This window comes from Flavobacterium sp. FlaQc-49 (assembly GCF_044005985.1).
Taxonomy (GTDB): domain Bacteria; phylum Bacteroidota; class Bacteroidia; order Flavobacteriales; family Flavobacteriaceae; genus Flavobacterium; species Flavobacterium cupriresistens.
Genome location: NZ_JBIPCS010000001.1, coordinates 651,184 through 668,772 on the forward strand (window position 1 = coordinate 651,184; position 17,589 = coordinate 668,772).

Genomic DNA, 17,589 nt, shown 5'->3' on the forward strand with positions numbered 1-17,589 from the left:
AAAGTAGAAAACAGAAAGGTGGAGCTTAAAAATAGGAAAAAAACTTAGCGGCTTGGCGTCTTTGCGAGATCGTGTTCCTCCAAAACAATATGTCTTGATCCCGAATTACACGAATTTTCACTAATTTATTTGCGAATTGCAGAATAGCTTAAATCCTTTTAATCCTTTAATCAGTGGCAAAATTCCCCACAAAGAATCTCAACAATTAATTCGTGAAAATTCGTGTAATTCGTGTTCAACTTTTTATTGCATTATTTTTGGCAATACGTTCCGCAAAAAGAAAAATCAAAACAAGAAACTAGTTTGTGTATGAATAACATCAATCTCCATTGGAATCATGTTAATTTTTCTTTCGACAATGGTCTCGCCTAAAGAACCAGCAATTTCACTATTAAAATTCACCGCATTAAAATTATAAGTAAGCCACTTTCTTTCTCTGTCTGAAAGCAGTGGGATTTTAGAAATCGGAGTATCAATGTTCTCTTTTAAATTTTTCAACCAATTTTTAAAATTCATTAAAAAATCAGAAACAATGACACTGTCTATAAATTTTGGAGAATGACTAACTAAAATTTCATAATCTTTATTCTCCAGCTTTTCTATTTGAAATGAGAATCCATAATTTAAATCCGCTTCTGTCTCCTCTGCTCCATAATTAAAATGAAAAGGGACATTACGTACATCAGCAGCAAAAAAGGAATCATCTTCGGAATAGCTAATACATTTATAAACCGTCTGCACTTCTTCTCTGACTTCCTGGAGAAATTCTTTTATTGATTTTTGAGCAATACTGTCAAATTCGTAACCTACCGATACCGTCTTAAAATCCAAGTCAATATTTGCCGCTATCCTGTTACAATCCTCAAAATAATGTTGAAGCAGTATATTGTACAAACCGATTAACACAGTGTATTCTGCTATCGTATTTCCAGCTGTTAACTCATAAAAATAAGAAAGATCTGAAGCGTTTATTATCATACAATCTATCGTAGAAACTTCAGAAACACTTCCTTCATAAGAAGCAATCTTGCTTATCTCTCTATGCCAATTTTCTCTAGTAGTAATCTGATTGATTTGTTGCATTGCGTCTCTGTTTATTATTAAATTATCTCACTGAAAAATGGCAAACAGGATAAGAGAAAAAACAAGAAACCTATTACTATTTCATTCCCTTATGATTTCATCAATCTCAGTTTCAAATGTTTATTCTAATTATTTCAGTCAACCAATTTAACACTAAGGTAACAGAGATATAGGTCTAAAAATTACGGGCTTTTGATCTAATAATTACGGTCTTCAGAAACTTGCAACAACGCTCCTAAATAAAACAACTAATATCACAATACATGGAGCTTCCATACCGAAACAACACTAAAAGAAAAGTAAATAGGAATTTTGGATTTGGAAGAATTATGCCAAACCACTTCAATCATTGAGGTTAAAATATTGAGTTTTACCAGACTTTGCTCCATCCGGATTTTACTAAATAGGATTTAAAAATTAAAACAAGCCCTGTCGACCTTGTATATGAAGGTTGATTGTAACTTCAATTCTGGTTCCTTCATTTGTTTTTGAAATTACGATAAACTTCCCATTCAAAGAATTTACTCGGTCTCTCATATTACTTAATCCAATGCCTGCTTTTCTGCTTCGAACATCAAAGCCAACACCATCATCTGTAATGGTCAGTTTCAGAATATTATTTTTCTTTTTACTGATCTTTACTTCACAACTTTTTGCGTTAGCATATTTATTGACATTTAAAATAGCCTCCTGAATAATTCGGTACAAATTTATTTTGTAAATAATCTGAATACTTCTCCATTCGATCCCGTCATTATCCAAATAATTGAACTTGGTTTCCGTAATTTCCTTTTGATTTTCTATCAAAGCCATTAACAAGATATTAAAATCACTATGCTCCAAGAACGAGCTGTGACTTAAGCCATGTGAAACCGTACGTATTTCATTTTCGATATTTTGCAATTCAATAATGTAATATCGTCGCTTTTCTATAATTTCAGCATTGTTCTGTGAATTAAAAAAGCCCAAATTCATTCTGACACTATAAATTTTATTCATTATGCCATCGTGTAATTCTTTCGCTATTTTTGTCTTTTCGTCTTCACGTGCTGTATTAATTTTCTCCTGCTGATCGGTCAATAATTGATAGATGACCTCATTGGCCAACTGCTCCTTTTTAAAGAATCGCATTTCCTGATTTTTATATTTCAAATAGCGAAAAAGGATAATTATTAACAGTCCCAGAATTAATACAAAGGAGGTAATTAAGATGTAAAAATTTCTCTTGGTCAGAATCTTATTTTCGTCCTCAATTCTTGACGTCTCATATTCGATTCTGGAGTACTTATCGTGTGCATTTTTCTGAATGGCATTAATGCTGTCACTTAACTTAATATACTCATTTGTATAGTATAAGTTTTTCTTTTTATCAATTTTGTAAAGTAATCTCAAAGTGGTCAGAATCTCATTACTGCTTTTTAGTTTAACAGCCAGTCGATTTGCTTCTACCAGAATCTTAATAGATTGTACCGTATCTTTTTGAGACAAATAATACTCTCCTATACGTATCTTTTTATATAGAATATCCGGTTCTAAACCTATACTATCGACTATTTTAAGGGATTCAAAAAGCATTGAACTTACATTCTTATAGTCTTTGCTTTTCATTTTTGAATAAGCCAGATTACTTAAAACGTTCGCATACAATTTAGGCCATTTCTTTTTTAAGTCTTCGGTTACTAATGGGGTTAGCATTTTTATAGACTTATCGTATTCGCCTTCTAAATCATGTAGATTACAAACGTTAATAATAGAACTTACATTATAATTGTTAACATGAGCTTTGTCTGTAATTTTCATTTTACCGACTACTTCCAAAGCCATGCGATGGTATTTTAAAGCCTGATTGTACTTAACCAGTTTCTCCAGACAATTCCCCATTAAAGTATTACAACTGTAAATCAGTTCGTAATCTTTGGATTTTTTTAAATATTGTAAAGCTTTAGAAATTTCAACAGTACTTTCTATATAATTACCGTCATAAAATAAAACATAGCCTTTGTTGAATAACATTCTGGCAACATTATCGTTGTCATGAATTTTATGGTATATTTTTTCAGCTCTAAGATAATAGTAGTATGCACTGTCTTTTTGTGTATTTTCATAGCAATCTCCTACAAAATAAGATGACTTTGCCATTCTGACACTATCACTAGCCAATTTTGATAATTCTAAAGCTTTCAAACTAACCTCTAAAGATTTTTTTGATTTATTAATATAATAATATTCTGACGCAATTTCTAAATAAGCATCCCTTACTGCCGAATCATTCTTTTTCTTTTTTAAGACAAGAACCCGATAATCTAAATAGGCCTCTTTTTTATTGTTTTCGAGATTACAAACGTAATTTTTATCAAACAAATCCGTTGGGCTACTTTCAAAGCTCAACGTGTCATTTTTCTTACACGAGAAAAAAAGGAGAAAAATAAAATAATAAGGAACCCGGGTCGAAATAGCCAAAATACAATTGTTGTTTATAATCTCAAATATAACATTTTGAAATAAATCGGAACTTAATGATATTAATAATTAGCAAATAAATTTTTAGTGTCTTGGTGGTTTCGGATTACTTGGGTCGCCATAATGTTCCCCGTCACAATTAGTTGGTGCTATCTCCCTTTTGATACTGCTTGAATCCAATTCGCGCGCAAATGCATCTTTTTGTGTTTTTAAATTTTTAACTTGCTCATTTTCAATATCATCATTTGAACATGAAGCCATTGATAATGAAGCAAAAACAAGTCCCAGTAAGTAGAATTTAATTCTCATAAAATTGTATTTTTTTATTAATCATGAATATTTGGTAAAAAAAAAGCTTTATTTTTTCTAAATTGTACGGGATTTCCGTAACATTTTAACTAGATTTGATGTAAATTGAGATTACAAATTATGGGATTAAACATTTTAATAGTTGACGATCATCCGATGACCGTCGATAGTTACATTAACCTACTATCATACAGTAGCTTACAAGAAAAAAACTTGCATTTTATAAAAAGTTATAATTGTGAAGAGGCATATAATAAAATAAACTTATACGAAAAACAGAATAGTATAATACACTTTGCATTACTGGACATTAGCATCCCTCCTTATAAAGATTTAAACATTAATAGTGGAGTTGATTTGGCTTCTCTTCTCAGAAAAAAATTCCCTTTCTGTAAAGTCGTTCTTCTTACCATGCACAGTGAAGCTCTGACGGTTGATAAAATAATTAAAGAAATAAAACCCGAAGGATTTATCTCAAAAAGCGATATCAATTTTGAATTATTTCCGGTCATCTGTCAAAAAGTTTTAAATGGAGAATTCTACAAAAGTCCAACAATAATAGAATCACAAAGAGAATTATTAAAGAAAAATATAAACTGGGATAATCATGATAGTCAGATTTTGATATTATTGGCAGAGGGCGTAAAAACGGTTAATCTGCCCAATTACATTCCATTATCCATGAGTGCTATTGAAAAACGCAAAGCCAATATAAAAGACCAGCTTTTAGAAGGTAAAGGTGGAGATAAAGACTTAATCGACAAGGCTAAAAAATTAGGTTTATTGTAATTATTAAACACTTATAAATGAAAACAACAAGAATTTTATGCCTGGGGCTAACCTTATTCTTTTCTTTTAACAGTCATGCCCAAAAAGAAGAAAAGGATTTGATCAAACAAACAATTGAAACCTATTTTGACGGCTGGATGACCGGTGATACTTTAAAAGTTGGAAAGGCAATGCACGCTTCCTGCCATTTAAAATTCATCAAAGACGATCAGATTACCATAATTAACAGAAAAAACTATCTGGCCGGGTTCAAACCTCGTCCAAAAATGGAAAATACGAAAGGTACTATACTCGATATCAATTATACAAAAAATGTTGCTTCTGCAAAATGTGAAATTGAGACTCCAAAAAGGGTATTTACTGATTATTTCAATATGATTAAATTAAATGGGGTCTGGTATATCGTTGATAAGATTTCTACAAATTTTGAAAAAAAATAAGACTCGTTTCATTTCCCATAATGCCGCTAGGCATGCTAACGAAAAACGATTGTCATAAAAAAGTCTGATTATAGAAATCAGACTTTTTTTATACAAAGTCCCGTCCCAAAATAAGTTGACACAAAATTGGCTTATTCGGAACGAGACACAAACACAACAAAACATTTTATACCTATTCGGTTGTTCTGATCTTTTTTAAACACGAATTTCACGAATTGGCACTAATTTTTTTTGCCACAGATTAAAAAGATTCGCACAGATTTTTTTTGCCGCGAATTACACGAATTGACACTAATTTTTTATTAATTAAAATTTTAATTCGTGCAAATTCGTGTAATTCGTGTAATTCGTGTCAACCTTTTTTTGCCACAGATTAAAAAGATTCGCACAGATTTTTTTGCCTCGAATTACACGAATTGACGCTAATTCTTTTTATTAATTAAAATTTTAATTCGTGCAAATTCGTGTAATTCGTGTCAAACTTTTTTTGCCCATAGCTGTACAAGATTACTTTTTCTCTCTAGAATCGCTAAATTTTTATTTCAAATTAATCTGTAAGAAAGGATCTGTATCCTTGTAAATTGTTTTTAAGGATAGTCTTTTTACAGCTGAGCTTCTATTTTGTTTAGCGTTCACTCCCCCATTCAAAGCTCTATTGATTAAAATTTCTCTGGGATCTCCCAAGGGAAAAATCTCCATTTCCTGTAGTTCGTTTAGCGCAACAACGGGGGTTATTCCTTTGGCATAATTGCCTTCGTCGTTGGCATTAAACAACTTATAAATCACGGGATATAAAACCCATCCCTTGTTACCTGAAGAAGGTCTTTCATCTTCTATAGCAAAACCCGCTACATCTTTTCCTACGGTCTTTTCGCCTATCGAAATTACAGGCATAAACGGCTTTAAATTATTGATAATTATTTCAGAAGCCGATGCGGTATGCGTTCCACATAACACATACAGCTCCTGAATTAATAATGGGTGTGCAGTTCTTAAGGCTTCAAAACCGATTTGAGTTTCGTTCATTTCCAATGCTTCTTTAAAGGACTTATTTACAAAACCTCCGTTTTTATTTCCTTTAAATTTTATAAACAAATCATCCGGTTTAATGTTTGGAGCCAAAAGAATACTTAATGCTGTTGCCGATGAGACATCTCCACCTCCATTATATCTCAAATCGACGATCACTTTGGTAACTGATTCCTTTTTAAACTCGCTAAAGACGGACAACAACGTCGCTGCAAGTCCGCTATCAAAATGAGCGATGGCGATGTACCCCGTTTTTTGACTATTATTTGAAATGATTTTATGAATTATAGACTGCGAAAAAGTAAACCCCCGAATTATCTCCATTTCTTTTGCAGTTGAAAATCCGGACTGCGAGGCATATTCAGTAAGTTTCAAATTTATGCGTTCAGAATTGAGAATATCGGCATACAAACGTTCCAAATTTTGATTGTTTACCGCAACCCCGTTTATTGCTTTTATAAGCTGACCTCTTTTAAGACCTGATCGTTCCGCAGGCGAATCGGAAAGTACATATAAAACAACACCATAAACTTGTGCTTCATATTCAATAAAAGAAATGTCAAATCCGTAGGAGATTCTAATGCTTTTGGGGGCTGTTTCCGGCAATGTCACATTTGTTGCATAAGAAAAACGATCCTCCGCATTTAATAGTCTCTCAAAATATTCTTTTGGATTTAGCGACTTATCTGTGTTTTTAGGCAAACTTTCGTTCCATAAATAATACTTTTTCATTTGTTCGTACATCCAGTCATTTACATATTGATTGGTACCTTCTTCATACGTAACCGGAACGGGATCACTTTGACAGGAAATCATCAAAGAAAAAACAAGGACGAAAAAACGTAAAGTAAAATGATATTTTTTCATGGATTGAAAGACATTCAAAATTTAAAAAGAAAAATAATCCGTTAAATTAATACTCCCTTCTACTCCTGAAAAAGCACCATTTGCATCCGCTTTTTCTTCCAGTACGATTAACTTTGATTTATTCTTTTGCATCACCATTAAAAAAGATACTTTTCTCCCTGGTACATAAGATTCATCTGTTCCGTGTTTGACTAGCTCAACATTGACGATTGGGGGTAAACTGAACGGAAACTCTAAAAAGCTACTGAAACGGTCTTTCTTTATGTTTTCTATTCGGCCTATTTGTTGTCCGTTGGTTTTTCTTAAGATTGCATCCAAAGTACCGTTGTAGCCACTTTTAGAATATTGATTTACGGAAGGGAAAATAAATTTATAGCCTGTGTTTCCTGCTGCGCTAAGGGTTCCGGGTTTATTAGCGAGTACATTTTCTATCCAAACATTTTCTTTGGTGTAAAAAGAAACTGTATCTACCGGTTTTGCGGTAGTAAAAGTATATGAATGTAGAATTTGCTTTGTTTTTTTAAGACTAATCACTACAGTTTTACTGCTCTGACCGTAAAATACAAATTCGTAATTATTTTCTGTTTTTTTCAAAAAGGCGTTGCGTTTATCAACCACCAGCAATTTACCATTTAAGGAAACCTGAATGGAATCCTGTGCTCCATTATAACCGCGTATCACTACTTTTCCTGCTTTTTGTTCCTCGTACAAGGGTGTTAATTCGTCGTTGCTGCAGGCGGCAATCAAAAGGCTTGTAATAAAAAAGAGAACTATTGCTTTTACTATATTCGTCATGAGTTGTAAACTATTAAAAATGATATTCTTGTTGGTGTTGGTATAGATCAATTCTCTTTTTACAATACCAATCTATTTTTTGATAAATTTTATTTTTTCGACTGCATCTCCGTATTCAATAACAAGAAAATAAACGCCTCCCGACAAGTTACCGACAGTAATTCCTGCTTTATTATATTTCGATTCTTTAACCAATACACCTGCTGTATTGTATATTTTTAGTGCAATTTCTTCTTCATTTAGGGTGCTGTCCAACTCTAATTGCAAATCATTCTCAACAGGATTTTGTTTTAATGCAATTTCTTTTTTTCCTTGTAAGTCTTTTAATCCTAATGATGTTGCTGTAATTGAAACTTTATCAATTTCATAACCTACTACAAAATTAGGCGCATTTAAAAACGCGAAATACACTTGAGTTTTTCCTGCAAATTGAGAAATGTCCAGTGTATAATCTTTAAATTCTGCATCTAAAGTGGATACTCTTGTTAATTCTAAAACCCCAATCTGAGTAAACGATTTAAGATCAGTATCTGTTGTAGAAACATAAACATATAAATTATCAGGTCCGTCATAAATCGCTTTTTGAGCATTTAAAATTAATTGCATGTTTCCTGCATAATAGGATAAATCTACCGCCGGCATAATGGCCCAGTTTTTCTGTTCCACTCCAAGTGGCGCTCCCGAAGCCATATCAATATTATAAGTTCCCAGTACTTTGTAAGTCCCGTCTGTTACGACACCATTTCCATCAATCTGAATATTGGTTCGCGTAATCCAATTTATGGCATCACCATCAGCATCCAAAAAAGTCCAATCTGATGCCTCAGCATCGTCAAAATCATCCTCCCAAATTGCAAACTGTGCAGATGCAATTCCGGATATAAGCATAAAAACCAATACGAGTAATTTTTTCTTCATTTTTATCTATTTAAAACAAAGGCTGCCTAAAAAGTGAGGAATCAAACCATATCCTACTCTTTATAAAAAAAACAATAAAAAACTCTTCAGACAGCCCCGTTAAATTGTATTATTAATTTACAGTACTATTAAAAGTTAGTAAACTTAGTCCAAGTATTTGTCCAGTTTGCTTCCGTTTTAAATGCACCAGTTGCACCAGCGAAGTTTAACGTACCATCATTAAAGAATGGTTGTGTTAAACCCCATGCTGTAGCAGGGCTTACAGTAGAAGTAGTACTACCAAAACCTAAAGCTGTACCAACAGGCAATACCGGATTTGTGAAACCGTGAACTGATAAAAGACTCCATGTAGAGTTTGCAGGTAAAGAAGGGCTTTCCCATCTGATTCCTGTAAGGTATCCTGTAACAGTAACATTCGAAAGGTTGATTTGACCTAATCTACGTACGTGAATTGCATTCTCATAAAGAGCAGCATTTGTAGATGAACTAGCACCAATGATAGACAATTGAGAGATAACCGGTCTTGTAATGATTGCAGTACTTGTACCTGTAGCATTATTGTCTAATTCTATACCATTTGAATCCGGGTTTCCACCGCTTAAACTGTGTGTAGAATCTTTATCTGCAATAGCGATCGCTTTAGTGATTGATCCTGTATAACCAAAATCAAAATCAAAGTTGTCATCATCCGGAGCAAAAGAAACTAAATGGCTTGCATTTACAGTTCCTCCGAAAAATTCGAATGAATCATCTCTTCCGTAAGATACCTGAACGTGATCGATAACAGTACCACTACCAACACCACCAAGAGTTAAACCATTGATCTCAACACCAGTTGTAGCATCTAAAATACGACCAGCGAACTCGATACGAACATAGTTTAAAGCTCCGGCATTGTGAGCGTTGTTTGTTCCTCCGTAGTAAAAATCAGAAGGGTTTGGTTGATCTCCTAAACCTTCGATAACGTTAGTAGTAACTCCTGTATTTACTTGCGCATCTCCTAAAAGAACAAGACCACCAAAGTCACCAGGAGTCGCTTTAGTAGCAGCGTTTCCGTCTAACAAATTAAAACTTGTAAAAATAACAGGAGAAGCAGCAGTACCCTGAGCATCAATCTGACCTGTTTTTGTGATAACCAATACCCCTGTAGCAACTCCTGAACCTAATACTTTAGCTTTAATAAAAGTTCCCGGTTGTATCGTTAATTTCGCTCCAATAACACGAACTACACCGCTAACTTCCCAAACTCTGTCGTTTGTCCAAGTAGTGTTAGTTGTAATGTTACCACTTACTGTTTGTACTGTAGCTGGGTAACCTGAATAATCTGCACTTGCAGATTTCATTGCAAATGAAGAATCAGCACTTGTTGCTTCATCATTTTGACAAGAATTGAAGAAAAGAATGGCAATCGCGAACAAAAAAACTTTTTTCATGATAACTGAATTTTGATTAACTTTGCTGCTAATATTTTACACTTGAGGTCTTTGGGAGGAGCAGCAAATTTTCTTCCCTTTGACCTTTCCTTTTTTTGGTAATGTATTTTATAGGTCTCCGTCTTACCTCCGGAGACTATCCCTGAGTATTCCTCTTTCACTTTTAGGGTTCCGGTGAAAGGCTCATTTTCTTCAAAATCTGAAACAAACCATACTATAAGTTGTAGAGAACGTAAAAATCTATTGTACCATTCTGACGCGCTTTTTTCGGTCTGGATTTTTTTTGCAGATTGTGTACGTCTGTTAAGATGTAGTGTTGACTTGTAGCAGTTTTTCAAAGAAATTAATATCAAAACAGATTTACTTTATAGCTAAAAATAGATCGTCTCATTTATATACATTAGATTTCAAAAGGGGAAAAAATCACGCTAAAATCTTTCCTTAACGTTTTCTTAATTTTAATGGTCTTTTCTCCGTGAAATCAACAATCTAATGTTACTAAAAAGAATAATTCATAGAGAAATTAAAGCTTCTCCCACTCCAGGCTTTAAACATTTTTCGGTCTATGTACGGATCGTATTTATCGGTTGCTCCTGCCCCAAGTGCCTTTTGATCTCTTGGATTTGAACCATAATCGTAATCCACATCTTTTGAGTAACTATTGGCATTATTATACGTCTCAATAGCTGTATCAAAAAGATTCTTGATTCCGAGTTTTATTTCTAAATTTCGTTCTTTGAAAAACTTATAACTTACCTGAGCATCGGTAACGGCATATGGCATACGGATCTCTTCGGCCTGATAATCAAAACCAACCAGAATGTACTGATCTCCAATAGCATTGTGTCTGATACTGAACCCTGAACGTTCTCCTACATAGTCCAATCCTAAATTGTAATTGTAAGGAGCCTGTCCGTATAAAGGACGATTGGCTTCATAAAGTCCGCCTGTACCGTCAATGTTTACATATCCGGTTACTTTTGTATCATTAAAAGCGGCATTTCCGCATAGGAAGATTTTTTTCAAAAGATCCCCTTCACCCAAAAAAGAGAGGTTTTTATAAATTTCAAATTCTACTCCAAATAGTTTGGCACTGTCTGAGTTCATATTAAAGATGGTACGCGAACCTCCGTCATTACCAATCTGGGTAACTCCTTCAATTGGATTTTTGATGTTTTTATGATACACTCCAAAAGACAGAATTTCACCCTGAGAAGGAAACCATTCCGCTTTAAAATCAAAATTATCAACCAGAGTAGAAACAATTCCGCCTGTATAATTCAGCACTTTTGCATCGCGTATTGGGTCGTAATAAGGCATATTGATTCGCTCTGCAAACTGTGGTCGCAAAACCGATTTGGTATACCCCAGTCTGATATTCATTTTGTTGGTAGGGCTAATGGTCAGGTTGGCAGAAGGAAGGTATTGCCACACATCCTCATCTTTTTGCGTTGTTTCAAAACCAGCCGAATTGTCTGACTGACTCGCGATTTGGGTGTAGACATAACTTTCAGCACGCAATCCCCAAACCAGTCTGATATACTGCGAAAATTTATTATCGAGCATTAAAAAAGGAGAATGAATTTTGACATCTCCCTCATATTCATTACCATAAGTCGTAATCCTGTTCCAGCCATAACCACCCCAGCGATAATAAGAACCGTCCAGCAATTGCGAAAGAGGAAAATCAACAATAGCCGTTTCTGTTCCTTGCCCGACAACATTCAGAGCCGATGATTCCTGTTGGTTGGTTGCTATTTTGTAAGTCCCGAAATATCCTGCTTTTACGTTGTTTTTGACCGATTCTCCTAAATCAAAAGCATAATTAAAATTAATTCCTACATTATAATCTTTCTCGTTGTTTGTGAAATTGGATCTTTTAAAAGCATCCGGATCAGCATTATAAATTTGTTGGTACAACTGAACATCACTTCCCACTTTTCTTCTGTAACTCGTTAAAAAAGTAGCATCCTTAGTATCTTTTGAAGTACTGGCAAAAGCCCCAAACCAATTGATCTCAAAATTCTCAAAACGATGATTTCCTTCTATTTTATTTTGAATAAAAGTCTGGTAAACCGGATAATCAGTTTCTTTGGTAAAAGGCAAATAAGTTCCTTTTACAATTCCTTCGACGTTTCCTGCGTAGAAATTCCAACCTGTAATTTGAGTCAGTTGGTTGTCGTACATGTGCATGTACGTATTGCGAATGGCAATTTTATGCTTTCCGAGCTGAATACCCGCATTCAACATTCCGCCTAAAGTCGAATTGAAATTATAGGAAGCCCCCGAGTTTTTAAATCCGTATCTTTTAAAAGTCGAATAACCTTCTTCTTGTTCCGGTGTAAACTCCGAGTTGGTCATATAGGTACCTCTTTCGGTGTGGTCAATTTGTAACTGATCTTGTGTGTTTTTGAAAATAACAGAACCCACAAAACCAAGTTTATTATTGTCTTTTAACTCATATACTTGTCCCAAAGCAAACTGTAACGAAGTTCCGGGAGCGGCATAGGTTTTATAAGTAGTAAAATTATCCTCCGTAAATTTTTTCGATTGCTCTAAAAAAGGCCCTGATGTCGCCTCCGTGGTAGGCAAAGCAATATTTACTAAACCGGAAGGATAATCTCTGGTGCCATCATCAAACCCAATATAATCATTTGAACCTTCTTGTTTGCTCAGACGGTCTTTAAACGTACTACGGCTATTATAAGAACTTCCGACGGTAAATGACATGAAATTTTTCTTCGGAATATCTTTTGTTTTTACTTCTACATACCCTCCGGCAAAATTGGCATTCATATCCGGAGTTGCATTTTTACTAACTACAACACTTTCTACCATTGCCGTGGGAATAATATCAAAATTAAACTGTTGTACATTCGGATCTGTACTTGGCAAATTAACACCATCCATTACAGCTTGATTCCAACGTTCTCCCATCGAACGTACGACCACATATTTATCATCAATTGTAGTTACTCCTGTAATACGTTTTAGGGTACTTCCGACATCCTTATCCGGTGTTCTGGCAATTTGTTCGGCAGAAATTCCATCAGAAAACTGAGCGGCTTTCTTTTGCTGAAGCAGCATTCCTTCCGTAGAAGCAGTTGCTTTTTGATAGGTTTGGGTGATTACCACTTCATCCAATGATTCCGCATCGTCTTTTAAGACTACATTCAAGACTATTTCTGCTGCATCTCCCACTTTTATATCTGTAATTTTCTGGCTTTGAAAGGAAACATAACTCACTTCCAAGGTATATGAACCCTCTTCCAGTGCAAAAGAATAATTTCCGTCAAAATCAGAAACAATTGCATTTGCGGTTTCTATTACTTTCACGGAGGCTCCCGGCAAAGCCAAACCATTTTTGTCGACAATTTTCCCGGAAATACCTCCTACTTTTTTTGTCGATGCGATCCTTTTATTGACAGCAATATTGGTATTATTTCTTCTAAAATTTAGATTGGTAAGCAGCTCTAATTCTTTTAATACTTCATCAATCGTTACATTCTCTTTTTTAAGATTGATCAATGGTTTACTAAAATCTATATCTTTTTGATAAATAAAGCGATAAGGAGTTCGGGATTCTAAATTTTCAAAAATTTCTTTTGGTGAAGCATTTTTAAAATCTACCGACACGGTTCCAGATTGTGCGTAGGTGGCGGTTGTACAGAGGAATAGGCTAAAAAACAGCATTTGTATGGCAATCGGAAATTGCCTGAAAAAATAGCTCATAAGTAAATAATTTGTTTTAATGGTATATTAGGTTATAGGAAATCGCATGTTTTCTTAGCGGATAAAGGCTTATTTGCTTACTAAAAATTTATTCTCCCCGATGGGTTTGATTTTAACTTCAAGAGCAAATGCAATTGTTTGTAATATTTCAGAAAGGCCTTGTCTGGTATCAAGTGTTCCTTTTATTTGAAGTTGTTTCAGGTCTTCGCTGGCGTATTCCAATTTAAAGACATGATCGGATTTAAGTTTCTCGATGACAGCAACGAGCGTTAGGCCATCAACATCAAGCAGCGCTTTTTTCCATTGTGGTTCCAACTCAGTAGTTTTGTGTTTTTTAACTCTGTTTTCTTTTGGAAAAAATAGTGCAGCGTATCCTCGTTCTAAAAAAACAGCATTTTGAGTACTTTCTACTTTTACCTTTCCGGTTCTCACATTTACCTCTGCTATTTTTCCGTACGCTTTTACATTAAAGGAAGTTCCTAAAACCGTTGTTTTTATATCACCGGAACTGATAATAAAAGGCCTCGTAGTATCTCTTGCTACTTCAAAAAAAGCTTCTCCTTTTAATTTTACAATTCGTTCATTAGCCGCAAAATGTTCCGGATATTCAATCTGAGTATTTTCATTTACCCAAACACGGGTACCGTCAGACAGACGCAATAGTCTTATGTCCTGAGGAAATGTCTGTGTGATAATTTCGGGTTTCCTGGAAAAATTGAATGCCAAAAAAGTGTGGTAAGCAGCAATCGATAGAAAAAGCACCGCGCAAGCTGCGATTGCTCTTTGGTAATTACGTCTGCGTCTGTTGCTTGTTGCGCGGAGAATGTTAGTCCACATTCTGAGTTTTGTCTCTTCCGAAAATAATCCTTTTTGTGGCAACTCATCCCATTCTTCACGTAGTCTGTACGATTTCATTTTATCTTAGTAAAAATTAATATTTTAGGAAAAACTCCAGAATTTCTCCTGTCTAACTACATTAGATATTTTTACTCCAAAAAATCACGGGGGGTCGCGACACTTAACGATTTGTTAATGCCTTAAAAAGCAAAAAACAATGAAACCGATTAAAAAACAATTCATTAGAAAAAAACAGCTCAAAACAACTTACATTTAATTTACACTTGTCACGCAATTTTATAACACAGCGCGTTGGATGCAACTAATTTTAATACATAGAGATAGGGTCAAAAAAGCGTAAAAAGATGATGCGCTAAAAAACAATTCACATAAAGCTATGTGAAAAAATTATGTTTCCCTTAAAACACCACAAATTATAAATTCCGCATCTATGTTTCTATGTGTTAAAAGAAAAAATCAACAGAATCACAATCAATAATTTGCCTGAAATATTTCCGAAATACAGTCCGAAAAATCAAAGTTTAATTATGGTTAATGAACATTAAAAGAAACCAATAAAGTTCATGGCTCTTTATAGAATTCTTCTTAAGATACTGTAAGGTTTTGGAGATCTGGTTGGCCACAGCACTTTGGGACATTCCCATTTCGGTGGCAATTTCCTTGTAACTCATTTCGTCAAACTTGTGCAGGGTAAAAATTTTTCTTCTTTTCTCCGGAATCTGCTGCAATAGTATTTCTATTTTTTCCAGATTTAAAGAGACCGTCTCCTCTGCTTCATCGGTTTCATCCAGATCTTTTACCAACTGTTCATACTCCATCGAAAAAATTTCATTCTGTTTTTTATACCATTTTGAAATTTCCTGTTTGCAACTTTTAAACAAAATCGAGTCTAACGGAATGGAAGGATCTATTTTAGTGCGGTATTTCCAGATATGAATAAAGACATTCTGTGTTATATCCTCTACGTCGGCAGGCTGAGCAGCATACTTTTTAACAAAACAATACACTTTGAAGTGATATAGCTCATAGATTTCTTTAAAACAAGAATCGTCTCCGTCGCGCAATCTGGTAATCAAAATAGTATTCATAATGCAATTTTAAAGGTGTAAGGTATCCTTACAAAATTACCTTAAACTAACTTTCCTTATTTTGATAACCCATTCATTTAATGATTTATTAATATGCCCTTCCGAAGCAATCCTCCTTTTTCAAAACAAAAAAAGCGGTAGGATTAAAAATAGCTGTTTTCGAGCACAAATAAATTTCATCCAACTTTTCCTTGAATTTTGTTTAAATCTCCTGTTTACTCAGCAAAGCTTTAAAGGCTCGAGTTTATTTTATAATATTCCAACCTTTTTGTCTAATTTAGCGGAACATTAGCAATACAGCGTATTTCCTTGTCGTATTGTAAACAACAACACACTAACAATTTAGTTAATTTAAAAAATTATGAACACATTTGATTTTGGCATTGTTGGGCTCGGCGTAATGGGCCGTAACCTACTTTTAAACATTGCCAGCCAAAAATTCGCCGCAGCGGGCTTAGATTTAGATGCCGAAAAAGTAAATTCACTTCAGCAAGAAGCCGATGCGGAGCATACCCTCGAAGCAACAACAGACGTTAAGCATTTTGTGGAACTTATCAAACGTCCAAGAGCCATTATGCTTTTGGTACCAGCCGGTAAGCCTGTCGATAGCGCCATCCAAAGCCTTTTACCTCACCTTGATGAAGGAGACATTCTGATTGATGGTGGTAATACATACTTCACCGACACAGACAGAAGATTCCTTGAATTATCTGCAAAAGGAATTCATTTCTTTGGTATGGGAATTTCGGGAGGAGAAAAAGGAGCGAGATTTGGTCCTAGCATGATGCCCGGAGGAGATAAAAAAGCGTACGAAAGACTTCGTCCGATTTTTGAAGCTATTGCAGCAAAAGTCGATGGAGAACCTTGCGTGGAATATCTGGGGAACGGATCAGCGGGTAATTATGTAAAAATGGTTCATAATGGAATCGAATACGGAATTATGCAGCTTATTTCAGAAATTTATGATCTGATGAAGCGTGGCTATAATCTCGATGAAGATACTATTCAAAAAACGTTTGAAGAATGGAACGAGAGCGATCTTAAATCATTCTTAATCGAAATAACAGCACAGATCCTTAAAAAAACAGAACCGGATGGTTCAAGGTTAATCAATCAAATATCGGATTGGGCAAAGTCTAAAGGAACCGGAAAATGGACGTCACAAAATGCGATGGATCTGCAAGTACCTGTCCCTACTATTGATGCTGCAGTGTTTATGCGTGATATGTCAAAAAGCAAACCGGAAAGAATTGAGGCAGCAACAAAATTAATCTGGGAAAATGCAAAAACAACGGTGGACACAACGGAAGCAATTGCGTCGTTAAAATCGGCTTTGTATTTTTCTACCCTGATTACTTATGCACAAGGATTGGCCATGTTAAAAACGGCTTCAAAAGAATACAACTACGACTTAAACTTAGAGACCGTAACAAAAATATGGCGCGGTGGTTGTATCATTCGTGCAGAAGTGCTGGAAGATTTCAGAAAAGCATTCGCACAGAATACCGACTTACCCAACATACTTTTAGATTCGAATATTGCAGCAAAACTGAATGAAAGTCAGAAAGGTATCAGAACCATTATTCAATTTGCCGTGCAAAATGGTTTACCAACTGCCGGTCTAATGAATTCTTTGGCTTATTTTGATTCTTACAGGTCCGAAAATCTTCCAACCAACCTAATACAGGCTCAGCGCGATTATTTTGGAGCGCATACTTATGAACGTATTGATGCTCCGGGCATCTTTCATACCCAATGGAATGATTAAGAACCTTTAAGCAAAACAAA

13 protein-coding genes are annotated in these 17,589 nt (G+C 34.8%); 3 read left to right on the forward strand and 10 right to left on the reverse strand.

The window, feature by feature from the left end:
* Positions 1–285: 285 nt before the first annotated feature.
* From ACHRV3_RS02305 to ACHRV3_RS02315, 3 genes are all read right to left on the reverse strand, one after another.
* On the reverse strand, positions 286–1,083 hold the full coding sequence (locus tag ACHRV3_RS02305; RefSeq protein ID WP_395434398.1) for a hypothetical protein: 798 nt from the start codon (positions 1,081–1,083) through the stop codon (positions 286–288).
* 417 nt (positions 1,084–1,500) lie between these two features.
* Positions 1,501–3,471, reverse strand: a complete 1,971-nt coding sequence (locus ACHRV3_RS02310; protein ID WP_395434399.1) for an ATP-binding protein — start codon at positions 3,469–3,471, stop codon at positions 1,501–1,503.
* Between the two features lie 156 nt (positions 3,472–3,627).
* The gene (locus ACHRV3_RS02315) at positions 3,628–3,852 is read right to left on the reverse strand and encodes a hypothetical protein (protein ID WP_395434400.1); all 225 of its coding nucleotides are present in this window, start codon (positions 3,850–3,852) and stop codon (positions 3,628–3,630) included.
* Positions 3,853–3,972: 120 nt separating this feature from the next.
* Here ACHRV3_RS02315 and ACHRV3_RS02320 point away from each other — a divergent pair, with 120 nt between their 5' ends.
* Together ACHRV3_RS02320 and ACHRV3_RS02325 are read left to right on the forward strand one after the other, a co-directional pair.
* Entirely contained in the window at positions 3,973–4,641 is a 669-nt protein-coding gene (locus ACHRV3_RS02320) for a response regulator (RefSeq protein ID WP_230002182.1), read from the forward strand.
* A gap of 17 nt (positions 4,642–4,658) precedes the next feature.
* On the forward strand, positions 4,659–5,081 hold the full coding sequence (locus ACHRV3_RS02325) for a nuclear transport factor 2 family protein (RefSeq protein ID WP_395434401.1): 423 nt from the start codon (positions 4,659–4,661) through the stop codon (positions 5,079–5,081).
* A gap of 537 nt (positions 5,082–5,618) precedes the next feature.
* On the opposite strand, the gene ACHRV3_RS02330 is transcribed toward ACHRV3_RS02325, so the two are convergent.
* The 7 genes from ACHRV3_RS02330 to ACHRV3_RS02360 all read right to left on the reverse strand — a co-directional run bounded on the left by ACHRV3_RS02330 (position 5,619) and on the right by ACHRV3_RS02360 (position 15,801).
* A complete protein-coding gene (locus tag ACHRV3_RS02330) occupies positions 5,619–6,977 on the reverse strand; it encodes a S41 family peptidase (protein WP_395434402.1) in 1,359 nt (452 codons plus the stop codon).
* 21 nt (positions 6,978–6,998) lie between these two features.
* On the reverse strand, positions 6,999–7,772 hold the full coding sequence (locus tag ACHRV3_RS02335; protein ID WP_395434403.1) for a hypothetical protein: 774 nt from the start codon (positions 7,770–7,772) through the stop codon (positions 6,999–7,001).
* Positions 7,773–7,844: 72 nt separating this feature from the next.
* Positions 7,845–8,690 (reverse strand): choice-of-anchor J domain-containing protein, encoded by an 846-nt coding sequence (locus ACHRV3_RS02340; RefSeq protein WP_395434404.1) that lies wholly within the window; start codon positions 8,688–8,690, stop codon positions 7,845–7,847.
* A 128-nt stretch (positions 8,691–8,818) separates the two neighbouring features.
* Entirely contained in the window at positions 8,819–10,123 is a 1,305-nt protein-coding gene (locus ACHRV3_RS02345) for a hypothetical protein (RefSeq protein ID WP_230002187.1), read from the reverse strand.
* A gap of 498 nt (positions 10,124–10,621) precedes the next feature.
* Positions 10,622–13,855, reverse strand: a complete 3,234-nt coding sequence (locus tag ACHRV3_RS02350) for a TonB-dependent receptor domain-containing protein (protein ID WP_395434405.1) — start codon at positions 13,853–13,855, stop codon at positions 10,622–10,624.
* Between the two features lie 69 nt (positions 13,856–13,924).
* Entirely contained in the window at positions 13,925–14,770 is an 846-nt protein-coding gene (locus ACHRV3_RS02355; RefSeq protein WP_395434407.1) for a FecR family protein, read from the reverse strand.
* A gap of 464 nt (positions 14,771–15,234) precedes the next feature.
* On the reverse strand, positions 15,235–15,801 hold the full coding sequence (locus tag ACHRV3_RS02360; protein WP_230002190.1) for an RNA polymerase sigma factor: 567 nt from the start codon (positions 15,799–15,801) through the stop codon (positions 15,235–15,237).
* A 361-nt stretch (positions 15,802–16,162) separates the two neighbouring features.
* Between ACHRV3_RS02360 and gndA the strand changes: the two genes are divergently transcribed.
* Positions 16,163–17,569 carry an NADP-dependent phosphogluconate dehydrogenase gene (gndA, locus tag ACHRV3_RS02365; RefSeq protein ID WP_230002191.1) on the forward strand — a complete coding sequence of 469 codons (1,407 nt, stop codon included), beginning with the start codon at positions 16,163–16,165 and terminating at the stop codon, positions 17,567–17,569.
* Positions 17,570–17,589: the final 20 nt, after the last annotated feature.

What these genes read in the sequence shown, in the direction of transcription:
- ACHRV3_RS02325 (WP_395434401.1), top strand. Translation starts at nt 4,659, where the DNA reads ATGAAAACAACAAGAATTTTATGCCTGGGGCTAACCTTATTCTTTTCT.
- ACHRV3_RS02360 (WP_230002190.1), bottom strand. Translation starts at nt 15,801, where the DNA reads ATGAATACTATTTTGATTACCAGATTGCGCGACGGAGACGATTCTTGT.
- ACHRV3_RS02320 (WP_230002182.1), top strand. Translation starts at nt 3,973, where the DNA reads ATGGGATTAAACATTTTAATAGTTGACGATCATCCGATGACCGTCGAT.
- ACHRV3_RS02315 (WP_395434400.1), bottom strand. Translation starts at nt 3,852, where the DNA reads ATGAGAATTAAATTCTACTTACTGGGACTTGTTTTTGCTTCATTATCA.
- ACHRV3_RS02330 (WP_395434402.1), bottom strand. Translation starts at nt 6,977, where the DNA reads ATGAAAAAATATCATTTTACTTTACGTTTTTTCGTCCTTGTTTTTTCT.
- ACHRV3_RS02355 (WP_395434407.1), bottom strand. Translation starts at nt 14,770, where the DNA reads ATGAAATCGTACAGACTACGTGAAGAATGGGATGAGTTGCCACAAAAA.
- ACHRV3_RS02345 (WP_230002187.1), bottom strand. Translation starts at nt 10,123, where the DNA reads ATGAAAAAAGTTTTTTTGTTCGCGATTGCCATTCTTTTCTTCAATTCT.
- ACHRV3_RS02340 (WP_395434404.1), bottom strand. Translation starts at nt 8,690, where the DNA reads ATGAAGAAAAAATTACTCGTATTGGTTTTTATGCTTATATCCGGAATT.
- ACHRV3_RS02305 (WP_395434398.1), bottom strand. Translation starts at nt 1,083, where the DNA reads ATGCAACAAATCAATCAGATTACTACTAGAGAAAATTGGCATAGAGAG.
- ACHRV3_RS02350 (WP_395434405.1), bottom strand. Translation starts at nt 13,855, where the DNA reads ATGAGCTATTTTTTCAGGCAATTTCCGATTGCCATACAAATGCTGTTT.
- ACHRV3_RS02335 (WP_395434403.1), bottom strand. Translation starts at nt 7,772, where the DNA reads ATGACGAATATAGTAAAAGCAATAGTTCTCTTTTTTATTACAAGCCTT.
- gndA (WP_230002191.1), top strand. Translation starts at nt 16,163, where the DNA reads ATGAACACATTTGATTTTGGCATTGTTGGGCTCGGCGTAATGGGCCGT.